At 62.4% G+C, this 20,183-nt stretch carries 18 protein-coding genes; 7 read left to right on the top strand and 11 right to left on the bottom strand.

Annotated features, from left to right (window positions below; all coding sequences use genetic code 11):
* Positions 1 to 36: 36 nt before the first annotated feature.
* The 3 genes from kynA to ACFPN2_RS00195 form a co-directional block, all read right to left on the bottom strand.
* On the bottom strand, positions 37 to 894 hold the full coding sequence (gene kynA / locus ACFPN2_RS00205; RefSeq protein ID WP_380593797.1) for a tryptophan 2,3-dioxygenase: 858 nt from the start codon (positions 892 to 894) through the stop codon (positions 37 to 39).
* 98 nt (positions 895 to 992) lie between these two features.
* Positions 993 to 1,730 (bottom strand): M48 family metallopeptidase, encoded by a 738-nt coding sequence (locus ACFPN2_RS00200; RefSeq protein ID WP_380593795.1) that lies wholly within the window; start codon positions 1,728 to 1,730, stop codon positions 993 to 995.
* A gap of 25 nt (positions 1,731 to 1,755) precedes the next feature.
* Positions 1,756 to 2,520 carry a hypothetical protein gene (locus ACFPN2_RS00195; protein ID WP_380593793.1) on the bottom strand — a complete coding sequence of 255 codons (765 nt, stop codon included), beginning with the start codon at positions 2,518 to 2,520 and terminating at the stop codon, positions 1,756 to 1,758.
* Positions 2,521 to 2,550: 30 nt separating this feature from the next.
* Between ACFPN2_RS00195 and ACFPN2_RS00190 the strand changes: the two genes are divergently transcribed.
* Complete coding sequence (locus tag ACFPN2_RS00190; protein WP_380593791.1) at positions 2,551 to 3,390, top strand: TatD family hydrolase; 840 nt, start codon at positions 2,551 to 2,553, stop codon at positions 3,388 to 3,390.
* 20 nt (positions 3,391 to 3,410) lie between these two features.
* Positions 3,411 to 4,832 carry a M20 family metallopeptidase gene (locus tag ACFPN2_RS00185; protein WP_380593789.1) on the top strand — a complete coding sequence of 474 codons (1,422 nt, stop codon included), beginning with the start codon at positions 3,411 to 3,413 and terminating at the stop codon, positions 4,830 to 4,832.
* Positions 4,833 to 4,988: 156 nt separating this feature from the next.
* Here the strand turns inward: ACFPN2_RS00185 and ACFPN2_RS00180 are convergent, their stop codons facing one another.
* The 5 genes from ACFPN2_RS00180 to ACFPN2_RS00160 all read right to left on the bottom strand — a co-directional run bounded on the left by ACFPN2_RS00180 (position 4,989) and on the right by ACFPN2_RS00160 (position 11,925).
* A complete protein-coding gene (locus tag ACFPN2_RS00180; protein ID WP_380593787.1) occupies positions 4,989 to 5,573 on the bottom strand; it encodes an NERD domain-containing protein in 585 nt (194 codons plus the stop codon).
* Positions 5,574 to 5,580: 7 nt separating this feature from the next.
* Positions 5,581 to 6,882, bottom strand: coding sequence for a threonine synthase (gene thrC, locus ACFPN2_RS00175; RefSeq protein ID WP_380593785.1), 1,302 nt, complete (start codon positions 6,880 to 6,882; stop codon positions 5,581 to 5,583).
* Between the two features lie 42 nt (positions 6,883 to 6,924).
* Positions 6,925 to 7,848, bottom strand: a complete 924-nt coding sequence (locus ACFPN2_RS00170) for a homoserine kinase (protein WP_380595253.1) — start codon at positions 7,846 to 7,848, stop codon at positions 6,925 to 6,927.
* A gap of 14 nt (positions 7,849 to 7,862) precedes the next feature.
* Positions 7,863 to 10,379, bottom strand: a complete 2,517-nt coding sequence (gene thrA, locus ACFPN2_RS00165; RefSeq protein ID WP_380593783.1) for a bifunctional aspartate kinase/homoserine dehydrogenase I — start codon at positions 10,377 to 10,379, stop codon at positions 7,863 to 7,865.
* Between the two features lie 232 nt (positions 10,380 to 10,611).
* Positions 10,612 to 11,925, bottom strand: a complete 1,314-nt coding sequence (locus ACFPN2_RS00160; protein ID WP_380593781.1) for an AAA family ATPase — start codon at positions 11,923 to 11,925, stop codon at positions 10,612 to 10,614.
* A gap of 148 nt (positions 11,926 to 12,073) precedes the next feature.
* Between ACFPN2_RS00160 and ACFPN2_RS00155 the strand changes: the two genes are divergently transcribed.
* Both ACFPN2_RS00155 and ACFPN2_RS00150 read left to right on the top strand, forming a co-directional pair.
* Positions 12,074 to 13,012: a 2-hydroxyacid dehydrogenase gene (locus ACFPN2_RS00155; RefSeq protein ID WP_380593779.1), complete on the top strand. Its 939-nt coding sequence runs from the start codon at positions 12,074 to 12,076 to the stop codon at positions 13,010 to 13,012.
* A 62-nt stretch (positions 13,013 to 13,074) separates the two neighbouring features.
* The gene (locus ACFPN2_RS00150; protein ID WP_380593777.1) at positions 13,075 to 13,347 is read left to right on the top strand and encodes a hypothetical protein; all 273 of its coding nucleotides are present in this window, start codon (positions 13,075 to 13,077) and stop codon (positions 13,345 to 13,347) included.
* Here the strand turns inward: ACFPN2_RS00150 and ACFPN2_RS00145 are convergent.
* The 3 genes from ACFPN2_RS00145 to ACFPN2_RS00135 form a co-directional block, all read right to left on the bottom strand.
* Complete coding sequence (locus ACFPN2_RS00145; protein ID WP_380593775.1) at positions 13,344 to 13,574, bottom strand: hypothetical protein; 231 nt, start codon at positions 13,572 to 13,574, stop codon at positions 13,344 to 13,346. The two genes, ACFPN2_RS00150 and ACFPN2_RS00145, sit on opposite strands and share 4 nt — an antisense overlap.
* Before the next feature lie 155 nt (positions 13,575 to 13,729).
* Entirely contained in the window at positions 13,730 to 14,536 is an 807-nt protein-coding gene (locus ACFPN2_RS00140) for a metallophosphoesterase family protein (protein WP_380593773.1), read from the bottom strand.
* Positions 14,533 to 15,477 (bottom strand): diacylglycerol/lipid kinase family protein, encoded by a 945-nt coding sequence (locus ACFPN2_RS00135; protein WP_380593771.1) that lies wholly within the window; start codon positions 15,475 to 15,477, stop codon positions 14,533 to 14,535. Before ACFPN2_RS00135 ends, ACFPN2_RS00140 begins: the two co-directional genes overlap by 4 nt.
* A 147-nt stretch (positions 15,478 to 15,624) precedes the next feature.
* Here ACFPN2_RS00135 and ligD point away from each other — a divergent pair, with 147 nt between their 5' ends.
* From ligD to ACFPN2_RS00120, 3 genes are read left to right on the top strand one after another with little or no spacing between them, the layout of a single operon-like run.
* Positions 15,625 to 18,354, top strand: a complete 2,730-nt coding sequence (ligD, locus tag ACFPN2_RS00130; RefSeq protein WP_380593769.1) for a DNA ligase D — start codon at positions 15,625 to 15,627, stop codon at positions 18,352 to 18,354.
* 40 nt (positions 18,355 to 18,394) lie between these two features.
* Entirely contained in the window at positions 18,395 to 19,267 is an 873-nt protein-coding gene (ku, locus tag ACFPN2_RS00125) for a non-homologous end joining protein Ku (RefSeq protein WP_380593767.1), read from the top strand.
* Positions 19,268 to 19,297: 30 nt separating this feature from the next.
* Positions 19,298 to 20,176 (top strand): tetratricopeptide repeat protein, encoded by an 879-nt coding sequence (locus ACFPN2_RS00120; RefSeq protein ID WP_380593766.1) that lies wholly within the window; start codon positions 19,298 to 19,300, stop codon positions 20,174 to 20,176.
* Positions 20,177 to 20,183 lie beyond the last annotated feature (7 nt).

Raw genomic sequence — 20,183 nt, 5'->3', positions numbered from 1 at the left:
ATTAAGGAAATCATTAAGGGCAGCGACGCCCGGCCCTTACATCGACGTCCGAATCGTCCACAACTCCGGGAAGAACCGCAGCTCGAGCGCCTTGTTCAAATACGACACGCCGCCCGTGCCGCCGGTGCCGCGCTTGTAGCCGATGATCCGCTCGACCGTCTTCATGTGACTAAACCGCCACAGCTGGAATTTGTGATCCAGGTCGACCAGCTTCTCGGCGAGGTCATAGAGATCCCAGTTGTCCTCGACGCTGTGATAAACGGCGAGCCACGCCGCGGCGACTTGTTTGCTCGGCTGATACGGCTGCGACCAGTCGCGATCCAGATACTCCTCTGGAATCTCGAAGCCGCGCCGGCTCAGCAAGCGCAACGTTTCATCGTAAATGCTCGGGCTCTGCAATGCCCGCTGCAGATCTTCGTAAGCCTTCGGATCGCGACGATGCACCTCGATGGTATCGGCGTTCTTGTTGCCGATGATGAACTCCAGCATCCGGTACTGCACCGACTGGAATCCCGACGCCCGACCGAGCTGATTGCGAAACAGCGAGTATTCCGCCGGCGTCATGGTCGCAAGCACATCCCACGACTGCACCAGCTGCTGCTGAATTCGCGACACGCGCGCCAGCATCTTGAACGACGGGCCGAGATCGTCGCGACGAATGTGCTCGCGAGCCGCGGTGAGCTCGTGCAGGCAGAGTTTCATCCACAGCTCGGAGGCCTGGTGGATGATGATGAACAGCATCTCGTCGTGCTCGAACGAGACCGGGCGCTGGGCGCTCAGGATCTGATTCAGGCCCAGGTATTCGCCATAGCTCTGGGATTCGCCGAGGTCCCAGTGAACCTGCTCATCGGACAAATCGACCGGACGGCGCGTAGGAGTGTCGGAACTGGACATGATGCGGAGGAAACGTGGTAGATGAACGGCAGGGTCCGCGCGGGGCGCGGCGCTGTCAACCCCGGACAGTCTCGGTATACCTACAAAGCTTTCGCCGGCTACTCGAACATCCAGCCCGGCACCGATTGCCAGCCCTTCAGCAGCTCGCGATCGAGCCTGCGGTAGTCCGGCTCGTGGTGCTCCACCAGGGCCCAGAAGCGGGACGAATGATTCATGTGGCGCGTGTGACAGAGCTCGTGCACGAACAGGTAACGCACCACCGCCGGCTCCAGGAACATCAGACAGACGTTGAGGCTGATGGTGCCGGTTGCTGAACAACTGCCCCAGCGCGTGCGCTGCCGGCGGATTTGTATACGGCTGAAACTCAGCCCCAGCTCGCGAGCGACCAGCTTCAACTGCCCGCCGAACTCGTCGTAGGCCAGATCGGACAGCCACTGTCGCAAGGCCGAGGCAACCGCCGCTTCGTCGTGGACCGGGCCGAAAATCCGGAGCACGCCGTCGTCGAACAGTTGCGGCCGGATCGAGGTCGAGCGCGTGTGCTCGTATTCGACTTTGTAACTGCGCCCGATGGCCGGCACATGAATGTCGGTCGGCGGACCCGCGGCGATGGGCGAACCGACGGCGCTCAGATCCTCGACGCGGCGAGAGATCCATTGGCTGTGGGTGCCGACGAATCGCTGCACCGTAATGGGTGGCACGCCGGGCGGGACCACGACTTCGACACGACCGCCCGGATACACACGCACCGACATGCGGCGCGCACGCCGACTGACGCGCACGGTCCAACGCTCGGAAGTAGAGTCCCGTGCCTCGAACAGCTGCAATTGAGCGGACATGAATCGGGGGACGACAGTAACCAGCTCAGCGAGGGCGATTGGCCGCAGTCTGCAACAGCTTTTGCGCCTGCCGGTAGTCTGGCGCAAGCACCAGCGCTCTTTCCAGCACATCGCGCGCCGCGACCATCTCGCCGCGCTTCAGGTAACTTTCGCCCAGCAACGTCAGCGCCTCGGCATGGCCCCAATCGGGCTTGCCAGGCTGCGAGGGCGGCGCCGCTTCGAACTTGGCGACCACCGCGCGCCAGCGCTCGATCGCGGCCGGATCGCCTTCAGCGTCCGGGGAGCACAACGCATTGATGAACAGCACGCGGGGATTCTCCGCGCCCAGTGTCAATGCAGTGCGCATGGATTTGCTACGCGTACATGCCGTCGAGCCCTGCTTCGGCGAGCCGGGCTGGTAGGTGTCACACGCGGCTTCGATGGCATAGATCTCGGCCATGCGCGGATCCTTCGTGATGGCATCGCGCGCATGCTGAACGCACAGCTTGGCGGCTTTGCTCGCGCTCGATTTGGCTTGGGCGCGCTCGCCCAGCAGTTGCGCGAGCTTCCAGTCGCCATAGGCGAGCTGATATGACTTGATCGCCGCGAGGCTCGGCTCGACATCGAAGTTGCCGAGCTCGGTGAGCGTTTCTTCCAGGGCGCGACTGTCGCCGGTGAAGAACGCGAATTGCAGCCGAGCCACCAGATCGTCGAACTCGGCGGTCGAGCCGGCACTCGCCGACGCCGAGACCGCCAGCAACAACGGCAGCAGTAACCGGCCCAGTCGACGTGCCCATGCACTACAATTCATGACTCTGAAAGATAGCACAAGACATTGAAAATGACGGTTGATCCGGCTCGACTTTCGACCACGTCACGGCCGCTGCCAGCCCTACTGGACATCGGCATCAATCTGGCTCACGACAGCTTCGATCAGGATCGCGACGCGGTCATTCAGCGTGCGGCGGATGTGGGCGTGACTCGCATGCTGATCACGGGCAGCTCGCTTGCGAGCACCCAGACTGCGATCGCCCTGGTACAAAAGCATCCGAAACAGATGCGCTGTACCGCCGGCGTTCATCCCCATCACGCCGTTGAGCTCGATGCCGCTCAATTGCAGGCCTTCGGTGAGCTCGCCCGTCGCGACGAAGTCGTCGCGGTTGGGGAATGCGGCCTCGACTACTTCCGCAACTTCTCGCCCCACGAGGCGCAGATTCAAGCATTCGAAGCGCAGCTGGAACTCGCCGGGCAGGTTCGCAAGCCGGTCTTTCTGCATCAACGCGATGCGCACGCCGATTTCATGAGGGTCATGGGCAAGCATCGCGCGCAACTGACGGGCGGCGTCGCGCATTGTTTTACGGCGGGTCTCGAAGAGGCTCGCGCCTATCTCGATCTCGACCTGTACATCGGCATCACCGGCTGGATCTGCGACGAGCGACGCGGTCATCATCTGCGTGAGGTGGTCCGTCACATTCCCGCCGATCGCCTGCTCATCGAAACCGACGCCCCGTATCTGTTACCGCGCGATTTGCAGCCCAAACCGCAAAGCCGTCGCAACGAGCCCATGTATCTTCCGCACGTGTTGGCGGCGATCGCGGCGGCACGCGGCGAAGCGGTCGAGGCGCTGGCGGAGATCACGACCGCCAATGCGTTACGCTTGTTCCATTGGCCTGCGGCCTGAACTGGATTGGAGAAGTTGGAATGAATACCGAGCAATTGATGCGCTTCGTCGGCGAGGTCTGGGACAAATCCATCGTGCCGGCGCTGTGCGAGTACATCCGCATTCCCAACAAGTCGGCGCATTTCGACAAGAACTGGGAAAAACACGGTCACATGGACGCGGCGGCGGAGCTGATGCGCCAGTGGTGCGAGGCCAATGCCCTGCCCGGCATGAAAACCGAGATCGTGCGTCTGCCCGGTCGCACGCCGCTGCTGTTCATCGACGTGCCGGCCACCGGCGATAAGAACAGCACGGACTGCGTGCTCATGTACGGTCACATGGACAAGCAGCCGGAGTTCACCGGCTGGGCCGAAGGCCTGTCGCCCTGGACGCCGGTAATTCGTAACGGCCGTTTGTATGGTCGTGGCGGTGCTGACGATGGGTACGCGGTGTTCGGTTCGTTGCTCGCGTTGAAGGCGCTCGCCGAACAGAAGATTCCACACGCACGCTGCGTGATCATCATCGAGGGCAGCGAAGAAAGCGGCAGCCCGGACTTGCCGGCGTACATCGATGCACTGGCGGATCGGATCGGTGAGCCGTCGCTCGTCGTTTGTTTGGATGCCGAGTGCGGCAACTACGATCAGTTCTGGTGTACGACCTCCCTGCGCGGCAATCTCACTGGCACCTTGCGTGTCGATGTGCTTCGTGAAGGCGTGCACTCGGGCATGGCGAGCGGCATCGCCGCCTCCAGCATGCGCATCGCGCGGCAAGTGCTCGAGCGCGTCGAGGATTCAGTGACAGGTCGCATCAAGCTCGATGCGCTGTTCGCAAAGATTCCCGAAGACCGCGTGCAACAGGCCCAGGCCGCCGCGAAAGCGCTCGGCGCCGAGGTGTATCGCAAGTTGCCGATGGTCGAAGGCATGCAGCCCATGGACAAAGATCCGGCCGAACTGCTGTTGAACAGCACCTGGCGACCGACGCTGTCCACCACCGGTGTCGATGGCATTCCGAGCCTGCCGAATGCTGGCAATGTGTTGCGGCCCTATACGGCGTTCAAGCTGTCGTTCCGTATTCCGCCAGGCGTGGATCCGGAGCGCGCGGGTGCCGCGATCAAAGAAACATTGGAGAAAGATCCGCCCTACGGCGCGAAGGTTCGCTACGACGCCGATCCGGGCGCCGATGGTTGGAATGCGCCCTCCACCGCCCCATGGCTTGCCGCCGCGATGTCATCGGCATCGAAAACTTTCTTCGGTAAGGACGCAATGTACATGGGCGTCGGCGGCACGATCCCATTCATGGGGATGCTGAACGTGAAGTTCCCGAAGACCCAGTTCCTGGTCACCGGCGTCCTCGGCCCGCAGTCGAACGCTCACGGCCCGAATGAGTTTTTGGATATCGAGACCGGTAAGAAAGTGACGGCCTGCGTGGCGCAGGTCGTGGCGGAACATTACCGCCGCTCATAACGCAGCCACCGTTTTTTTTCCGGGCGCGCTGCGCCGGCCCGGAAAAATCCAAGCTGTGAGTGCCTGCATCTTTGGGAGCCGTGGCGCGCGAAGCGCGCCACAAAGAAAAATCCTTAAGCCCCTCTCCCAAGGGGAGAGGGGTTGGGGTGAGGGCTCTTAAGAAATGGGGTTCGCTTCAGCGTGACGTTTCACATTCGCCCAAACGTCACCGAACGCCGCCGTAATATTCCCTCGCGCCTTATCGACCGGCGGAAAATCATCCGTCAGGTCATCGATCCGTAACACATTGCGCGGCTTGCCCTTGGGGAACTCGCTCTTCAGCGTGAACAGCAGGCGCCCTTCCACCGGTACTTCACCGGTCAGCAACCGAACCGCCGCCATCCGGTCATACAGCGCGTGCTGGGGATTGGCGAAGGTGTAGCGCTGTTTCTTGCCGATCGCCGTCCACTCCAGCATCTGATCGCCGCCGAAGATCGCGCCGGGACGGTCCAGCAGGTCCGCCACGAGCAGGCCGCGCTGGGTCAGCAGCAGGTAGTGGACGTGGATCTGCCCGCCGTTGCCGTTTGGGATCAGCACGTTCTTCAGCATCTCGTAGGCGACGTTGGCGATGGCCGCGTCCAGGGCCTTGCGATACCGATAGGCGCGGATCAGCACGTAAATCCAGACGATGAGCGCGACCACCGCCGCGGCAATAGCCGCGGGAATCGCCCAGAACGGAATCTGTTCGGGAAGCTGCTGCATGCGGTCTTTAGTGTTGTTGCAATTGCGTCCGTAAAGCTTGCAGCGTGGGCTGAAGTTCCTGTTCCTGTCGCGGCAACGACAGCAGCTTCGCCAGTGCCGGCGGCACAGGCACTTCTTGCCCGGTCTGGGGCTCGACGATGTCATTGAACTTGGCCGGGTGCGCGGTCGACACGATCACCCAGTGGCCCCTCGCGCCTCGCGACAGCATGCGCCGATAGACCTTGGCGGCCGTGGCGGTATGCGGGCACCACACGCGGCTCAACTCGTGCGCGTCGCGCCGGAGGGTGCCACGGATCTCGATGTCATCGACGCTGGAGGCGCCAATCTGGCCTTGCAGCTCCTCGAACTCCGGATGCAGCGAGCGCAGCCGCTCCATATTGCTCGGATTGCCCACGTCCATCGCCGAGGCGAGGGTCGCGACACTCGCGCGGGGCTGCCATTCGCCCGAGCGCAGGAAGTCCGTGACCGTCTGATTGGCGTTGGTCGCGAGCACGATCTCTCCGATCGGCATCCCGACATGGCGCGCCCAGACGCAAGCCATGGCATTGCCGAGGTTGCCGGTCGGAATGATGTAGTTCGGACGCCGGCCGAGCTGACGCCACAGCTCGAGGCTCGAGGCGGCGTAGTACACCATCTGCGGCAGCAGGCGGCCGATGTTGATGCTGTTCGCCGAAGACAGCTGATGCGATTCCTTGAGGGAAGGATCGAGGAACGCCTCCTTCACCATGCGCTGGCATTCATCGAACGTGCCGTTCACCGCGAAGGTGCGCACGTTGCCGCCCCAGCAGGACAGCTGCTGCGCCTGGCGCTCGGAGACCAGCCCCTTCGGATACAGCACGACGACATCGACCCACGGCTTGTTGTGGAACGCCGCGGCGACCGCACCGCCCGTGTCGCCCGAGGTTGCGACCAGAATGGTCAGCTTCTTCGGCTCGTTGCGACGAATGCGCTCCATGGTCGCGGCGAGGAAGCGCGCACCGAAATCCTTGAACGCGCAGGTCGGGCCGTGAAACAGCTCGAGCACGGAGGCCGGCTGCGGCGCTTGCTCGAGGGTCACCAGCGGCGCCGGGAAGTTGAATGCTTCGCGGCAGATCGCGCCGAGCTCGCCGGCGAGGGGATCGCCTTCGAAGAACGGTGCGAGCAAGCGCTCGGCAATGTCCGGCAGCCCGGTCACGCCATCGAACTGGCGTGTGTTGAAGTGAGGAAAATCGCCCGGAACATACAAGCCGCCGTCAGGCGCGATGCCACGGGCAATCGCTTCGCTCAGCGAAGCGGTGAGTGAGGAATCTCTGGTGCTTATGTACTGCATGGAACGGAAAAGAACTCGTTGAGGCCCGCTGTTTCTGTTCCGTTAGTCCACTACTCTCGCACCCACGGCGTCGAGCGTGGAAATCCACGCATCGCTCTCCATCTGCACGCTGCGGAAGCCCGCCACCATCGCGTCACGGACGCGTTCGGCATGTTCATGCTCGCACCACGCGAAGATCGTAGGACCGGCCCCGGAGATGGAGCAGCCCAGCGCGCCGTTGCTCATGGCACCCTGCTTCACCGCCTGGAAGCCGGGAATCAACACTTGTCGCTGCGGTTCGATGATCACGTCCTCGAGCGACTCGCGAATCAATTGCAGATCGCCGGTGAAGCAGCCGGTGATGAAGCCGGAGATATTGGCGGTCTGCCAGATCACATCCGACAGCGACACGGTCTTGCTCAGAATCGAGCGCGCCTCGCGCGTATTCAAAACCATGTGCGGATGTACCAGTACGCAGCGCACCGTCGGCGGCACGGGAATCTGTTTGACGTTCGGATTGTCGATACCCACCGTCAGCACCAGTCCGCCAAACAACGACGGCGCGATGTTATCGACGTGACGTGAGCCGCTCGCCACCTGCTCGCCCTTCAGCGCGAACTTGAGCTGTTCGAGCAGTGTGAGGGATTTCGGCAGCAAGGCATTCGCGGCGACCACGCCCGCGACTGCCGAGGCGGCCGAGCCCCCCAGGCCCGAGCCGAGCGGAATGCCCTTCTCGATCGAGATCTCGAAGCCGAAGTCGAGCTGCAGGTCGCGCACCATGCTCAACACCGCCATGCCGGCGGTGTTCTTCTCGGCATCGAGCGGCAAATCCACCGTCGTGCCGGTGATCGCGGTGATCTTCACGCCGGGCGTTGCGACGCGACGCGCGGTGACCTTATCGCCGATCGACTGGAAGCTGTGGCCGAGCACATCGAAGCCGACCGCGACATTGCCGATGCTCGCGGGCGCGAACGCCGTTGCCGCCATTCTCAAGTGGCTGCTCAAAGCCGTGCTCCCAAATACGCGCACACGCGCAACAGATCGCCGAACACACCGCCCGCGGTCACTTCAGGACCGGCGCCCGGCCCCTGCACCACCAGAGGATTCTGGTTGTAGCGCGAGGTCAGGAAGCGCACCACGTTGTCGGTCAGGTTGATGTTCGCGAAGGTGTGTGAGCGTTCCAGCTCGACCAGGCCCACCGACGCCTTGCCGGTGGCTGCATCCAACGAACCCACGTAACGCAGCACGCGGTCGCGGCTGCGCGCGGCCTTCAGGCGCTCGGCCATCGGCGCATCGAACTCCGGCAGACGATCCAGGAACTCCTGCGAGGAACACTGGGTGAGCGCGGGCGGCACGAGCCCTTCGAGCTGCACATCGCCCAGCTCCAGACGCAATCCCATCTCGCGACCGAGAATGATGAGCTTGCGCGCGAAGTCGAGACCGGACAGATCGTCGCGCGGATCCGGCTCGGTGTAACCCTTGGCCTTGGCCTGGCGTACGACCGAGGAGAACGGCTCGGAACCGTCCCACACGTTGAACAGATACGCGAGCGTGCCGGAGAGAATACCTTCGATGCGCCAGATCTGATCGCCGGTGTCGCGCAGATCCCGCAGCGTCTGAATCACCGGCAGGCCGGCGCCGACGGTCGCTTCATACAAGTAGTGAGCATTGCCCTGACGACGCGCCTCGTGCAGCCGCGCGTACAACTCGAGCTCCGAGCTGTTCGCCTTCTTGTTTGGCGTCACGACATGAATGCCGCTCGCAAGCCACGCCGGATAGCGAGCCGCGACTTCGGAGCTGGAGGAGCAATCGATGATGATGGCGTGCGGCAAGTGATGGGCGCGCACGTGCTCGGCGAAGCGCGTGAGATCCGCCTCTTCGCTCTTGGCTTTGAACGCATCGCGCCAGCCATTGAGCGGCACTTCCGCATCCGACAGATGCATCTGCTTGGAGCTCATGATGCCGCGCACGCGCAGATCCAGCTTCAGATCGCGCGACAACCGCTCGACCTGCGAGGCCATCTGATCGAGCAGCACGCCGCCCACGGTGCCCGGACCGATCAAGCCGATCGAGACCGTGTGTGGCGAGAGATAGAAGCTCGAATGCACCGAGCGCAACGCGCGCGATGAATGCTTGCCGTCGATGACGGCGGAGATATTTCTTTCGGAGGCGCCCTGCGCGATCGCGCGGACGCTCACGCCCGCCGAGCCCAGCGCGCCGAACACTTTGGCGGCGACGCCGTGCGAGCCGGCCATGCCATCGCCGACGACCGCGAGGATGCTGCAGCCCGTGTCGACTTCGACGCTCTGAATCTGACCTTCGCGCAATTCCCGATCGAACGCCTGACGCACGACCGATTCGGCACGCGCGGCCTCGGCTTCGGGGATCGCGAAGCAGATGGAATGTTCCGAGCTGCCCTGGGAGATCAGGATCACGGAGATGCCATGGTCACGCAGCGCGCCGAACAGGCGATGCGCGGTGCCCGGCACGCCGATCATGCCGGCGCCTTCCAGGTTGATCAGCGCGATCTTGTCGATGCAGGTGATGCCCTTCACCGCGATCTGCGAGTTCGGCTTCTCGCAAATCAGCGAGCCGGCCTTCTCGGGCGCGAAGGTGTTACGAATCCAGATCGGAATGTTCTTGCTGACCGCCGGCGCCATGGTCTGCGGGTGGATCACTTTGGCGCCGAAGTACGCCAGCTCCATCGCCTCGTTATAAGAGAGCGAGTCGATCACCTTCGCATCGGGCACCAGGCGCGGATCGGCGCTCAGCACGCCGTCGACGTCAGTCCAGATGTGAATCTCTTCCGCGTTCAACAGCGCGCCGAAGATCGAGCCTGAGAAGTCGCTGCCGTTGCGACCGAGGGTGGTCTGCAGACCGTTCGGGTCGCGGGCCACGAAGCCGGTGATGATCAATGTCGCCGGATCGGCCGGCGTGATGCGGTCCATGTTCGCCTGCGAGACATCCCAGCGCACCGCGGGACCCAGCGGGCCCCACTCGACCGAGACAACATCGCGCGCATCGACCCACTGCACCGAGCCGGGACGACGGCCGCGATGGCGCAGGTAGGCGCTGAACAAACGCGTCGACCAGATCTCGCCGTAACCGGCGATCAGGTCGCGAACGGTTTGCGACGCCGAGCGAATCAGCTGCACGGTTTGCAGAATGCCGGCGATGTCGCGGCACTCCTGCTCGAGCTTGGCCATGTATTCGACGCGTGCGCCGTCGGGCAGCAACGTGTCGGCAATGACTTGATGCCGATGGCGCAACTGCTCGATGCGCTCGGCCAGTGTTGTTTCTTGTTTCTCGGCGGCAATGACCAGGTTCAGCAGCGCGTCTGTCACGCCGCGGCACGCCGAAAGAACCACGCCCAGTCGCGGATGCGGATCCTGTTCCAGGATCCGAGCCACGCGCTCCATGCAAACCGCATCGGCGACGCTCGAGCCGCCGAATTTATGTACGCGCCAGCGCTCCACTTGTCTGATCTCTTCTAGCTTGAGGATGCCAATCCCACGCACGCACACCCTCCCGTCGGCCTGACCGGCACAGGATCAGTGGACTCGAAGGGGATGGCGTTTGGGAGGGCGACACTCTACTGACAGCAGAAGAATGGCGCAAGCTGGCGTCTGGCCGGCATTTTTTAGCTCAGCTGAGTGCTGATGCCATGACGCGGGTGACGCCGTAGTCCGGCAAAAGTCGCGCCTTTTGCCGGACGTGTCGAAAGGGCCTCGGCCGCTTTCGACCATTAAATCAGCCAGACGGGTCGGCGCGGCCGAAAGCCAGCAAGGTGCTGGCATCGTCCTCGCCCGCCGCCGCCGGGAAGCCCGGCCGCGCGAAGCACAGCGTCTCGCCTGGGTCGGGCTGCGCATTATTGGCTTGTTCATTGACGTACATGACGCGCGCCGGGCCGACCTGAATGAGGTCGCGGTGCCGCAGCGCTCGGCGCAGGATCCGCCGTGAGTTCACCACCAGGCCGTTGGTGCTGCCCAGATCGAGCAGCAGGTCCCGGTTGCCATCGCGCACGATGAGCGCGTGATAGCGGCTGATGAACACCGAGTCGATGCGACAGTCGGCTTCCTCGCCCCGGCCCACCAGCACGCGGTCGGACTTGAGCAGCACTTCGCGGTCGGGTTCACCCTGCATGGTGATGACGAGCTTGCCGGTGCTGGGCGTCGAATCGAGCGCCGCGACCTGTTCGAGCACCGCGTTCTCCGCGCGCAACCGGCGACGGACCCACCCCAGGTCCTCGATCGCCTTGTCCAGCGCGGAACTCGTGACCAGTCCGGCCCCTTCCTCGCGCGCATGCACGAAGGCCCGCTGACACAGCTTATTAATATTGGCGGGAATGCCGAGGCTGCACGCATGAATCTGGGGCAGCAGCGTGTACGGCATGATCCCGTCAGGATTCGGCGCACCGGCCGCGCGCAGTCGATGCGCGACGTAGGCCGCCGTCTGGTCCTCGGTGAACGCGGCGAGCGAAAACCGGGAGACGTTGCCCGTCATCAGCTCCACCATGCGCGGCGACTCCAGCACCAGATTGAGCGCGGGTTGTCCCAACAACAGGATCTTCAGCACCCGCACGCCGTCATGCTCGATGGCCGCGAGACAGCGCAGCTCTTCCAGCACGGAGGGATGCATGCTTTGCGCGTTCTCGACGATCAGCAGGCACAAACGGCCGGTGCCGGCCTGGTGGCCGAGAAAGCGCTCGAGCAGGCGGCGACGATCGGTCTTGTCGTCATCGCCCAGCGAGAAACCGAACTGCCGCAGGATCTCCAGCAGGAATTCGCGCGGGCCGATGTGCTCGCGCTGGACGGTGGCGACGTTTACGCGCTCGTCCAGATCCTTCAGCAAGCGTTTGATCAGCAGGCTTTTGCCGCAGCCATTATCGGCCGTGACCACGCCCAGACGCGATTTGGTCCACAGCGAATGACCCATGAACTCCAGCGCTCGCAGGTGCTGGTCGCTCGGGAAGAAGAAGGTTTCGTCCGTGGTATCGACGAACGGCTCGGTCGCGAGACCGAACCCGGTGGAGATGGGCAATACGGCGACGTCGGATGCGGTCATGAATCGGGGCTAAAGTGTCCGTAACTCGCTGACTTAGTTAAAATTGGAAGCAATGCGCGCATCCCTCGCGCCGGATCGGACAATAATCCCTGCGACGCTGCAGTACAAGCGATCCTACGGACCATGTGTTGCAGAAAGTGTGGTGCTCATGCGAATCGTCGTCGTTTACGGCAATCATAAAGCGCAGGCCTGGCGCGACGCCCTCGCCGCTCAGCTGCGCGAGGTTGAGATCGATGTCTGGCAGCCCGGGTTCACGGAGCCCGCGGACTTTGCCGTCGGCTGGACCCCGCCGCCGCGCTTCTTCATCGATCAGCCGAAGCTGCGCGCGTTCTTCTCGACCGGCGCCGGTGTCGAGCATGTGCTGAACAATCCCAACCTGCCCGCCGACCTACCGATCGTTCGCATCGAAGATGCCGGCATGGGCGAGCAGATGGTCGACTACTGCCGGTTCGAGGTGTTGCGATGGATGCAGCGCCGAGATGAGTACGCCGCTCAACGGGCCGCTGGCGTCTGGAAGCAGTTGGATGAGTCGTATCGCGAGGACTGGCCGGTCGGCATTTTCGGCCTGGGGGTTCTCGGGCGGCAGGTGGCGAACGCCTTTGCGGCGGATGGCTTTCCGGTGAACGCGTTCTCCCGGTCGAACACGGCCAGCGAACCAAAGGTGCGCTTGTTTTCAGAAGCGAACGGCGCGGATCAGTTCGAGGCGTTCATGCAGGCCACACGCGTGCTGATGATCCTTGCGCCGCTGACTCCTGCTACACAAGACAAGTTCGATCGCAAGACGCTGCGGTTGCTACCGCGCGGGGCCTATGTGATCAACGTGGCGCGCGGCGGATTGATCGTGGATGAGGGGCTGCTCGAGTTACTCGACAACGGGCATCTCAATGGCGCCGCGCTGGATGTGTTCCGTCAGGAACCGTTACCGGCGCAGCACCGCTACTGGACCCATCCGAAAGTCCACATGACGCCGCACACCGCCGCCGTGACCCCCATGGTGCCCGCCGCGAAGCAAATCGCGGAAAAGCTGCGACGGTATGCGGCCGATCAACCGATCACGGGCATCGTCGATCGCTCGCGGGGATATTGAGTTCGACGGAACTCTCGCGGCGGGCGTCGCGTCCTGACCGCATGCCGCGGAGGGATGCTGCCATGACCCAACTTCGACCAGACGCCGCTTACATTCGGACAGACTCACGCGCCAACAAGAGTGCCGTGGCGCTCAATGCTTTCGATGAGGAAGTGTGCGAGGTGCTGGCCACCGCCCACACCGTCCTCTCGGCGACCAAAACGCTGGCCAAAGAAAGTCCGCCGGCGGCGGGCCGCACGGCGGACGATCAAGAAGCGGATCTGAAATCGCGAGTGACCGCCTCGATGATTCGGCTATTACAGGCCGAGCGCATCGAGCTGTCTGCGGACAGCTAAGTCTCTCCCTCGCGGTGCTGCTGCTGATCGTTCTGCTCTTGAATTGCAGCCACGCGATCAGGACTGGGCGGGAGTTGCGGCGCCGTGTTCTCGGGCTTGAACTTGTGATAACCCACGGCACCCACCGGTGTGATCAACGCATGGGTATTGCCGTAACTCACGCAACCGCTCAGCGCGGCGGCGATAAAAACACTACCCACAATATTCAACGTTCTTACTTTCATCATGCGACCCTCACGGGTGACCTGACTACTAGTACAACGCGGGAAGCTGACTCGAGGCTGACGTTCGCGGGCGTTTTTATGCTGAATAGTGGCTGAATTGTGGGCGACATAACCACTCGCGCTGTCTTCGATGACCCACAGATTCGCGGAAGTTCCGCTCAGTGCGCGCCGCGGTCCAAATTTAATCGCTCCACTTTTACACAATGGAACTTATTGCGCTCGGCGCTGTAATCCCAGCGTTCCGCGAGACAGCTGTGCGCATCGTCGCGCTTGATCAGATTCACTGAATTGGGATGTCGAGCCCGCACTCGCGTCGACACCGCCGTGCCTGCTTGCACCACCCAGCATCGACGATGCAGCTCGGTGTAGTGCTCATGAAGGGGCGCAATGTAAGGCAGATGAATGTGCCCGCCCATGATCACATCCGCACCGGCGTTCGACCAGGCTGGAATGGCTTCGGCATGCCCATGCAAACGGTTGTGAATTTCGCTGCCGCGGAGCACGTGCACCGGTTGATGCGTGACCACGATTCGAATCTGCCGCGGAGTCGCGGTCGCGAGCCGTTTTGAAACTCGCAGGATCTGCTCGGACGACACTTCGCCATCCTTGTGCCGTGAGGGCCGCGTCGTATTCACGGCGATCACCATGAAATCCTCGCTCTGCCACTCTGGCTCGAGATGCGTGCCGAACGCCCGCTCGAAGCCCGCGTACGGATGAAACATTCGCGCAATGACGTTGAACAACGGAATATCGTGATTGCCTGGAATGGCGACGACGGCGGGCGGTGCAAGACGAGACACAAACACGCGCGCCGCCTCGAATTGCGCTCGCCTCGCTCGCTGAGTGATGTCGCCGGAGACGACGAGCACGGCGGGCCGGATCTCATCGGCAAGTCGCAGCAGCGCTTCGACCACCGCCGGCTGCTCCGTGCCGAAGTGCGGATCGGAGATCTGCAGCAGGGTCATTCGTCAGCCGAGGGTGCCAGCAGCATCAAGGGATGATCCGCGACCCGAAACGTCAACGGCGGCTTGCACTGGAAGATCTCGCCATCCACGGCCACCTTGATGTCCCGCCGCCCGCCATTCAACAACCGCACGGTCATGCTACGAAATGGAAAGTTGCGGATGCGCTCATCGTCGCCGAGCTGGCCCAACATGCCTCGCACGCCCAACCACAGCAGCTCCGCCGTGCCCACCGGCTCGACGATCACCGCCGCGAGACGATGACGTTGAATGTCCTTCGCTTCATCGAGCCCCACCTGCTCCAACTGCAACGCGTTGTTGCCGACGAAAATGCTCGGCGTGAGCAGATGCTCGCTGCCCTGCTCATGTTCGACTTCGACCAGCAGCTGCCGATGCTCGCGTAACAAAGTCTTCATGCCGGCCCACATCGCCACCGAGCGATACCGGCCGTACTGACGTTTGTATGCTTCTCGATCCTGCAGCAGCTCCGGGTACAAGCCGAGGCTTGCGTTCACGAGAAAGACCCGATCGTTGACCAGGCCGACCTGCACGGGCTTGAGTCTTGCGGTGAGCAGCGCACTGGTCGCCTCGGTGGCATCGAGGGGAATATCGTGCGCTCGGCTCGAATAATTGAACGTGCCTTGGGGAATGATGCCCAACGGCCGCCGCGAGGGCAGCACCGCCTGCACGACGGCATTGATGGTGCCATCGCCCCCGGCCACCACGACCGCCCCATCGCTGCGAACGGCCGCGTCCGCCGCCTTCTTGGCAACCTTCGTGAGCTCCCCCGGATTCTCGATCAGTATGAACTCATGAGGCCGATGCGCGGCCGAAAGAACCGCCTCGATCCGCTCCCGGGCCTCGTGCGCATCCTTCGAGCCCGAGCCTGCATTGCTGACGATGTGGAGCGGCGCGTCTGGGGCAAGACTGGGAGCGGCGGCCATGGGCGGGGGTGCACCTGTTGCGGTTGATCGCCGGGTTCAATGCGCGATCCGTGCCTGAAGTTCAAAGAATTGCACTTTGTACGCGCCGGGATGTCGGCCCCGGGCACGCTTCCGCGTCTTCATCGAACAGTACAAAATCAGTGCAGCATGAAACGCTCCGCGGACAAACCGCTCGAAAAGTACGGGCAGAAGCGCGCTTTTACCAAGACGCCCGAGCCCGCCCCCGCCGTGCCGACCCATCGGCAGGGCCCGCTGCTGTTCATCGTGCAGAAGCACGCGGCCCGTCGCTTGCACTACGATTTCCGGCTGGAGCTGGACGGCGTGCTCAAGTCCTGGGCGGTGCCCAAGGGCCCGTCGTTGCAGCCCGGCGAGCGCCGCCTCGCGGTCGAGGTCGAGGATCACCCGTTCGACTACGCTTCGTTCGAAGGTGTGATCCCCGAAAAAAATTACGGCGCCGGTAATGTGATCGTGTGGGACTGCGGTGTGTACTCCCCCGATGAGGGCAGCGAGTATTCCTTCGACGATCGCGCCAAGGCCGAAGAGCGCCTGCGTCGTGAATACAAACAAGGCAAGCTGAGCTTCTTCCTCCGCGGCATGAAGCTCAAAGGCTCCTTCGCGCTGGTCCGCACCAGCACCGACCAGCAATGGCTGTTGATCAAGCACAAGGATCGTTTCATCGGCGGCGACGACCTGCTCGCCCACAACACCTCCGTGCTCACCGGCGATACGCTGGATGAGGTGGCGCAGAGCACGAATCGCGAGCGCTTGTCCGCCATGGAGCTCGCGCCCTCGGGGCCGGTCGAGAAAATGCCGAATGAGATCGAGCCCATGCTCGCGGAGCCCGGCGACAACCTGGTCTCTGACGATCGCTGGAGCTTCGAGCCCAAGCTCGATGGCTATCGCATCATCGCGTTCATCGATGGCGAGTCGGTGTACCTGCAGTCGCGCCGGGGCCAGGACTACACCGCGTTATTTCCTGAGGTGGTCGCGGAGCTGAAAGCTCAGCACGTCGGGTCGATGATTCTGGATGGCGAGATCGTTGCGCTCGATGCCGACGGCCGCCCCTCCTTCAACGCCATGCAGAACCGCGCGCAGGTCAAAGGCCCGAAGGAGCTCGCCGAGGCGCAGCGCCAGAGCCCAGTGATCTTCATTTGTTTTGATCTGCTGCATTTCGCGGGCATGAATCTGCGCGGCTCCACTTACGAGCAGCGGCGACGGTATCTGTCGCAATGTTTGTTAACCGGGGCGCATCTGCAACTCATTCACGCCTCCGACAACGGCGAGGAATTGCACGAAGCTTCGCTCGCCGCGGGCTTCGAAGGCACGGTCGCCAAGCGCAAGGACAGCGTCTATCAAGCCGGTCGTCGCTCGCCGCACTGGTTGAAGTTCAAGTCGTTTACGACGCACGAATTCGTCATCGGCGGCTTTACCGCCGGCAAGGGTCAGCGCCGCTCGCTCGGCGCTCTGGTGCTGGGCTTCTGGAACAAGGATCAGCTGCAGTACGTGGGCCACGTGGGCTCGGGCTTCGACGATGCGTCGCTCGCCAGCGTCTACAAGCAAGTCACGGCGCTGGCCACCAAGACCAATCCGTTCTCGACCCAGCCGCCGTTGAATGGACCGGCGACCTGGATCGAGCCGAAACTCGTGGCCGAAGTGAGTTTCGAGACCTGGACCGAAGAAGGTTACTTACGCGCGCCGGTGTTTCATCGCCTGCGTGAGGATGTCGCGGTCGACAGCATTACGAACGGTCCGCCGAAGAAGAAAAAGGCGAAACCCAAGGCGACGCCGAAGAATGACATCCAGTCGGTGCTCGAACAGTTGGACGGCACCTCGAACCGGCTCGATCTCACTGTCGCTCACGGCAACGGCACGACCAAGATTCGTCTCACGAATCTCGATCGCGAATACTGGCCCGCGCACCCGGAGACCAAATCCCCCGCGGTCACAAAGCGTGAGTACCTGCGTTATCTCGCCGGCATCTCGCCCTATATGTTGCCGCATTTGCGCGATCGCCCGCTCACGTTGATCCGAATGCCCGAAGGCATCGGCGGCGAGCGATTTTTCCAGAAACATTGGGATCAGGAGCGCCCCGAATTCGTCGAAGTCGTCACCACCTTCTCCGAGCATGTCGGCGGCGCGCACGACTATATCCTCGGGCACAATCTCGCGACGCTGCTGTGGCTCGGGCAGCTGGGGACGTTGGAATTCCATGTCTGGCACTCGCGCGCCAAAGTCGCGAAAGATTGCTTGAGCCAGAGCGATGACTACTCGAGCTCCCTCGAATCCATGGAAGCCTCGGTGCTCAACTATCCCGACTATCTGGTGTTCGACATCGACCCGTATATCTATTCGGGGCTGGAAGCCAAGGGCGAGGAGCCCGAATACAACAAGAAAGGTTTTGCGATGGGCAAGCGGGTCGCGTTCTGGATCAATGACCTGCTCAAGGAGATGTCGTTACGTGCGATTGTGAAGACCTCCGGCAAGACCGGCCTGCACGTGTTCGTGCCCATCGAGCGCACCGTGACCTTCGACGGTGCCCGCGAGATTTGTGAGATGGTCGGACGTCACATTCTGAAAGAACATCCGCGCGATGTGACGATGGAATGGGCCACGCAAAAGCGCACCGGCAAAATTTTCATCGACTACAACATGAACGTGCGTGGTAAGACACTCAACGTGGCGTATTCGCCCCGGGGGGTACCGGGGGCGCCGGTCTCGATGCCGCTCACCTGGGATGAACTGGAAGCGGCCGAGCCGGGCCACTTCACTTTGCGAAATGTGCTCTCGCGCTTGGAAAAAACCGGGGACCGGTGGCATGATGTTCTCTCGGCGAAACAGAGCCTTGCGAAAGCCTTCAGAAGTAAAGCCCGAAAGTGAGAATCGACCGAAGCCAAAGCCGGTCGAAAAGGTACCCCTCATGGCCATGCGCTCCATCGGTTCATTGACGATTTCGTTCGGTCTGGTCGCGATTCCGGTCAAGCTGTACACCGCGACTCAGACGGCGAATTCCATTTCCTTCAACCTGTTACACAAAGGTTGTGGCTCACGGCTGAAACAACAGTATGTGTGCCTGAAGGACGGCACCACGGTCGAGCGCGACGACATGGTCAAGGGCTACGAGTTCGCCAAGGACCAGTACGTCCAGTTCTCCAACGAAGAAATCAAAGCGATGGAAGAAATCGGCACCCACTCCGTGGACATCGCCGAGTTCGTGCCCATCGAGTCCATCGATCCGGTGTATTTCGACAAGACCTACTATCTCGCGCCCGACAAAGGCGGGGCGAAACCCTACGGCTTGTTGAACGAAGCATTGAAGGACACTAAACGTTGTGCCGTTGCGCGTTGGGCTGCCCGCGGCAAGTCGTATCTCGTGGCGCTCCGCCCTGTCGGCGATGTGCTCACGATGCAACAGTTGCACTTCGCGACCGAAGTGCGCGCCGCCACCGAAGTCGACGTGACCAAACCCGACGTAAAGGCTCAGGAGCTGAAGCTCGCCAAACAATTGATCGAGCAGCAGACCACCGAGAAGTTCGATCCCACTGCGTACGTCGATGACGTGCGCGCCCGCGTCGAGGCGGCCATTCAGAAGAAGGTCGAAGGCCAGGAAATTTCCATTGCCGAAGGCCCGGTCGAGACCGGCGGCAAGGTCATCGATCTCATGGAGGCCCTGCGCGCCAGTCTCACCAAGACCGAAACCGCCAAGGCGAACGTCGCCAAGCTCGGCCCACGGAAGGCCCCGAAGAGAGTCGAACAGGCGGAGAAGCCTGCGCGTAAGGCCAGCAAGCGCTAGGGCTCAGATGACACGAACGGCCGGTCGTCCGTGAAGACGACCTCCGTCGTATCATCGCCTTGGGCCTGCGATCCCGTGCAGACGTTTAGTATCCAAGATGTAGAGCGGGTGCTGCGCCTGTCACCCAGCACCATTCGTGGCCTGATCAAAACCGGCTTCGTGCAGCCCGCGCGCGGCCCGAAACGCCAGCTGCAGTTTTCCTTTCAAGACCTCATCGTGCTTCGCGCAGCCCGCTCCTTGCTCGAGGCGAAGATCTCCCGTCGTCGCATCAATCGCTCGCTCGAAGACCTGCGTCGTCACTTGCCGGAACAAATGCCGCTGTCGGGCCTGAGCATCAGTGCGGTCGGCGACCGGGTCGTGGTTCGCGACGGCAAGAATCATTTCCAGGTCGATGACGGTCAGTACGTGCTGGGGCTCGACGTGAGCGTCGAGAACGGCGTCATTCGCGTCGTCGAGCACAAAGAGCCGGAAGTGCCGCCCGCTGAAACGGCGGACGATTGGTTCGATAAAGGCCTGCATCTCGAAGAGACCGATGCCCGGGCCGCGCAGGCTGCCTATGAGCGCGCTGTGGAGCTCGAGCCGGATTACGTGGGCGCGTGGATCAATTTAGGTCGCCTCCTCCATACGCGTCACGACGAGAAGAAGGCGGAGATCGTTTATCGCCGCGGCGTGCAGGAATGTGGGGCGAATCCGGTGCTGATGTTTAATCTCGGTGTCGTGCTCGAAGACCTGGGCAAAATCGATGACGCCATCGAGGCGTATCAGTCCGCGATCAGCGAAGACCCGACCATGGCGGATGGGCATTTCAACCTGGCGCGCTTGTATGAAGCGCAAGGCAAGGAACAACACGCCATTCGTCACCTGGGACAATACCGACGGCTGGTGAGCACATCTTCCGACAGCCGGTAATGCGCCG

Origin of the sequence: Steroidobacter flavus, from assembly GCF_042651805.1 — a bacterium.
Classification (GTDB): domain Bacteria; phylum Pseudomonadota; class Gammaproteobacteria; order Steroidobacterales; family Steroidobacteraceae; genus Steroidobacter; species Steroidobacter flavus.
This window is presented reverse-complemented; position numbering and strand designations above follow the sequence as displayed.

Coding starts and splice junctions, on each gene's coding strand:
- kynA (WP_380593797.1), bottom strand. CDS start 894: ATGTCCAGTTCCGACACTCCTACGCGCCGTCCGGTCGATTTGTCCGAT.
- ACFPN2_RS00160 (WP_380593781.1), bottom strand. CDS start 11,925: ATGACCGCATCCGACGTCGCCGTATTGCCCATCTCCACCGGGTTCGGT.
- ACFPN2_RS00190 (WP_380593791.1), top strand. CDS start 2,551: ATGACGGTTGATCCGGCTCGACTTTCGACCACGTCACGGCCGCTGCCA.
- ku (WP_380593767.1), top strand. CDS start 18,395: ATGGCCATGCGCTCCATCGGTTCATTGACGATTTCGTTCGGTCTGGTC.
- ACFPN2_RS00155 (WP_380593779.1), top strand. CDS start 12,074: ATGCGAATCGTCGTCGTTTACGGCAATCATAAAGCGCAGGCCTGGCGC.
- ACFPN2_RS00180 (WP_380593787.1), bottom strand. CDS start 5,573: ATGCAGCAGCTTCCCGAACAGATTCCGTTCTGGGCGATTCCCGCGGCT.
- ACFPN2_RS00150 (WP_380593777.1), top strand. CDS start 13,075: ATGACCCAACTTCGACCAGACGCCGCTTACATTCGGACAGACTCACGC.
- ACFPN2_RS00170 (WP_380595253.1), bottom strand. CDS start 7,848: ATGGCGGCAACGGCGTTCGCGCCCGCGAGCATCGGCAATGTCGCGGTC.
- ACFPN2_RS00145 (WP_380593775.1), bottom strand. CDS start 13,574: ATGATGAAAGTAAGAACGTTGAATATTGTGGGTAGTGTTTTTATCGCC.
- ACFPN2_RS00200 (WP_380593795.1), bottom strand. CDS start 1,730: ATGTCCGCTCAATTGCAGCTGTTCGAGGCACGGGACTCTACTTCCGAG.
- ACFPN2_RS00195 (WP_380593793.1), bottom strand. CDS start 2,520: ATGAATTGTAGTGCATGGGCACGTCGACTGGGCCGGTTACTGCTGCCG.
- ligD (WP_380593769.1), top strand. CDS start 15,625: ATGAAACGCTCCGCGGACAAACCGCTCGAAAAGTACGGGCAGAAGCGC.
- ACFPN2_RS00135 (WP_380593771.1), bottom strand. CDS start 15,477: ATGGCCGCCGCTCCCAGTCTTGCCCCAGACGCGCCGCTCCACATCGTC.
- thrC (WP_380593785.1), bottom strand. CDS start 6,882: ATGCAGTACATAAGCACCAGAGATTCCTCACTCACCGCTTCGCTGAGC.
- ACFPN2_RS00140 (WP_380593773.1), bottom strand. CDS start 14,536: ATGACCCTGCTGCAGATCTCCGATCCGCACTTCGGCACGGAGCAGCCG.
- ACFPN2_RS00185 (WP_380593789.1), top strand. CDS start 3,411: ATGAATACCGAGCAATTGATGCGCTTCGTCGGCGAGGTCTGGGACAAA.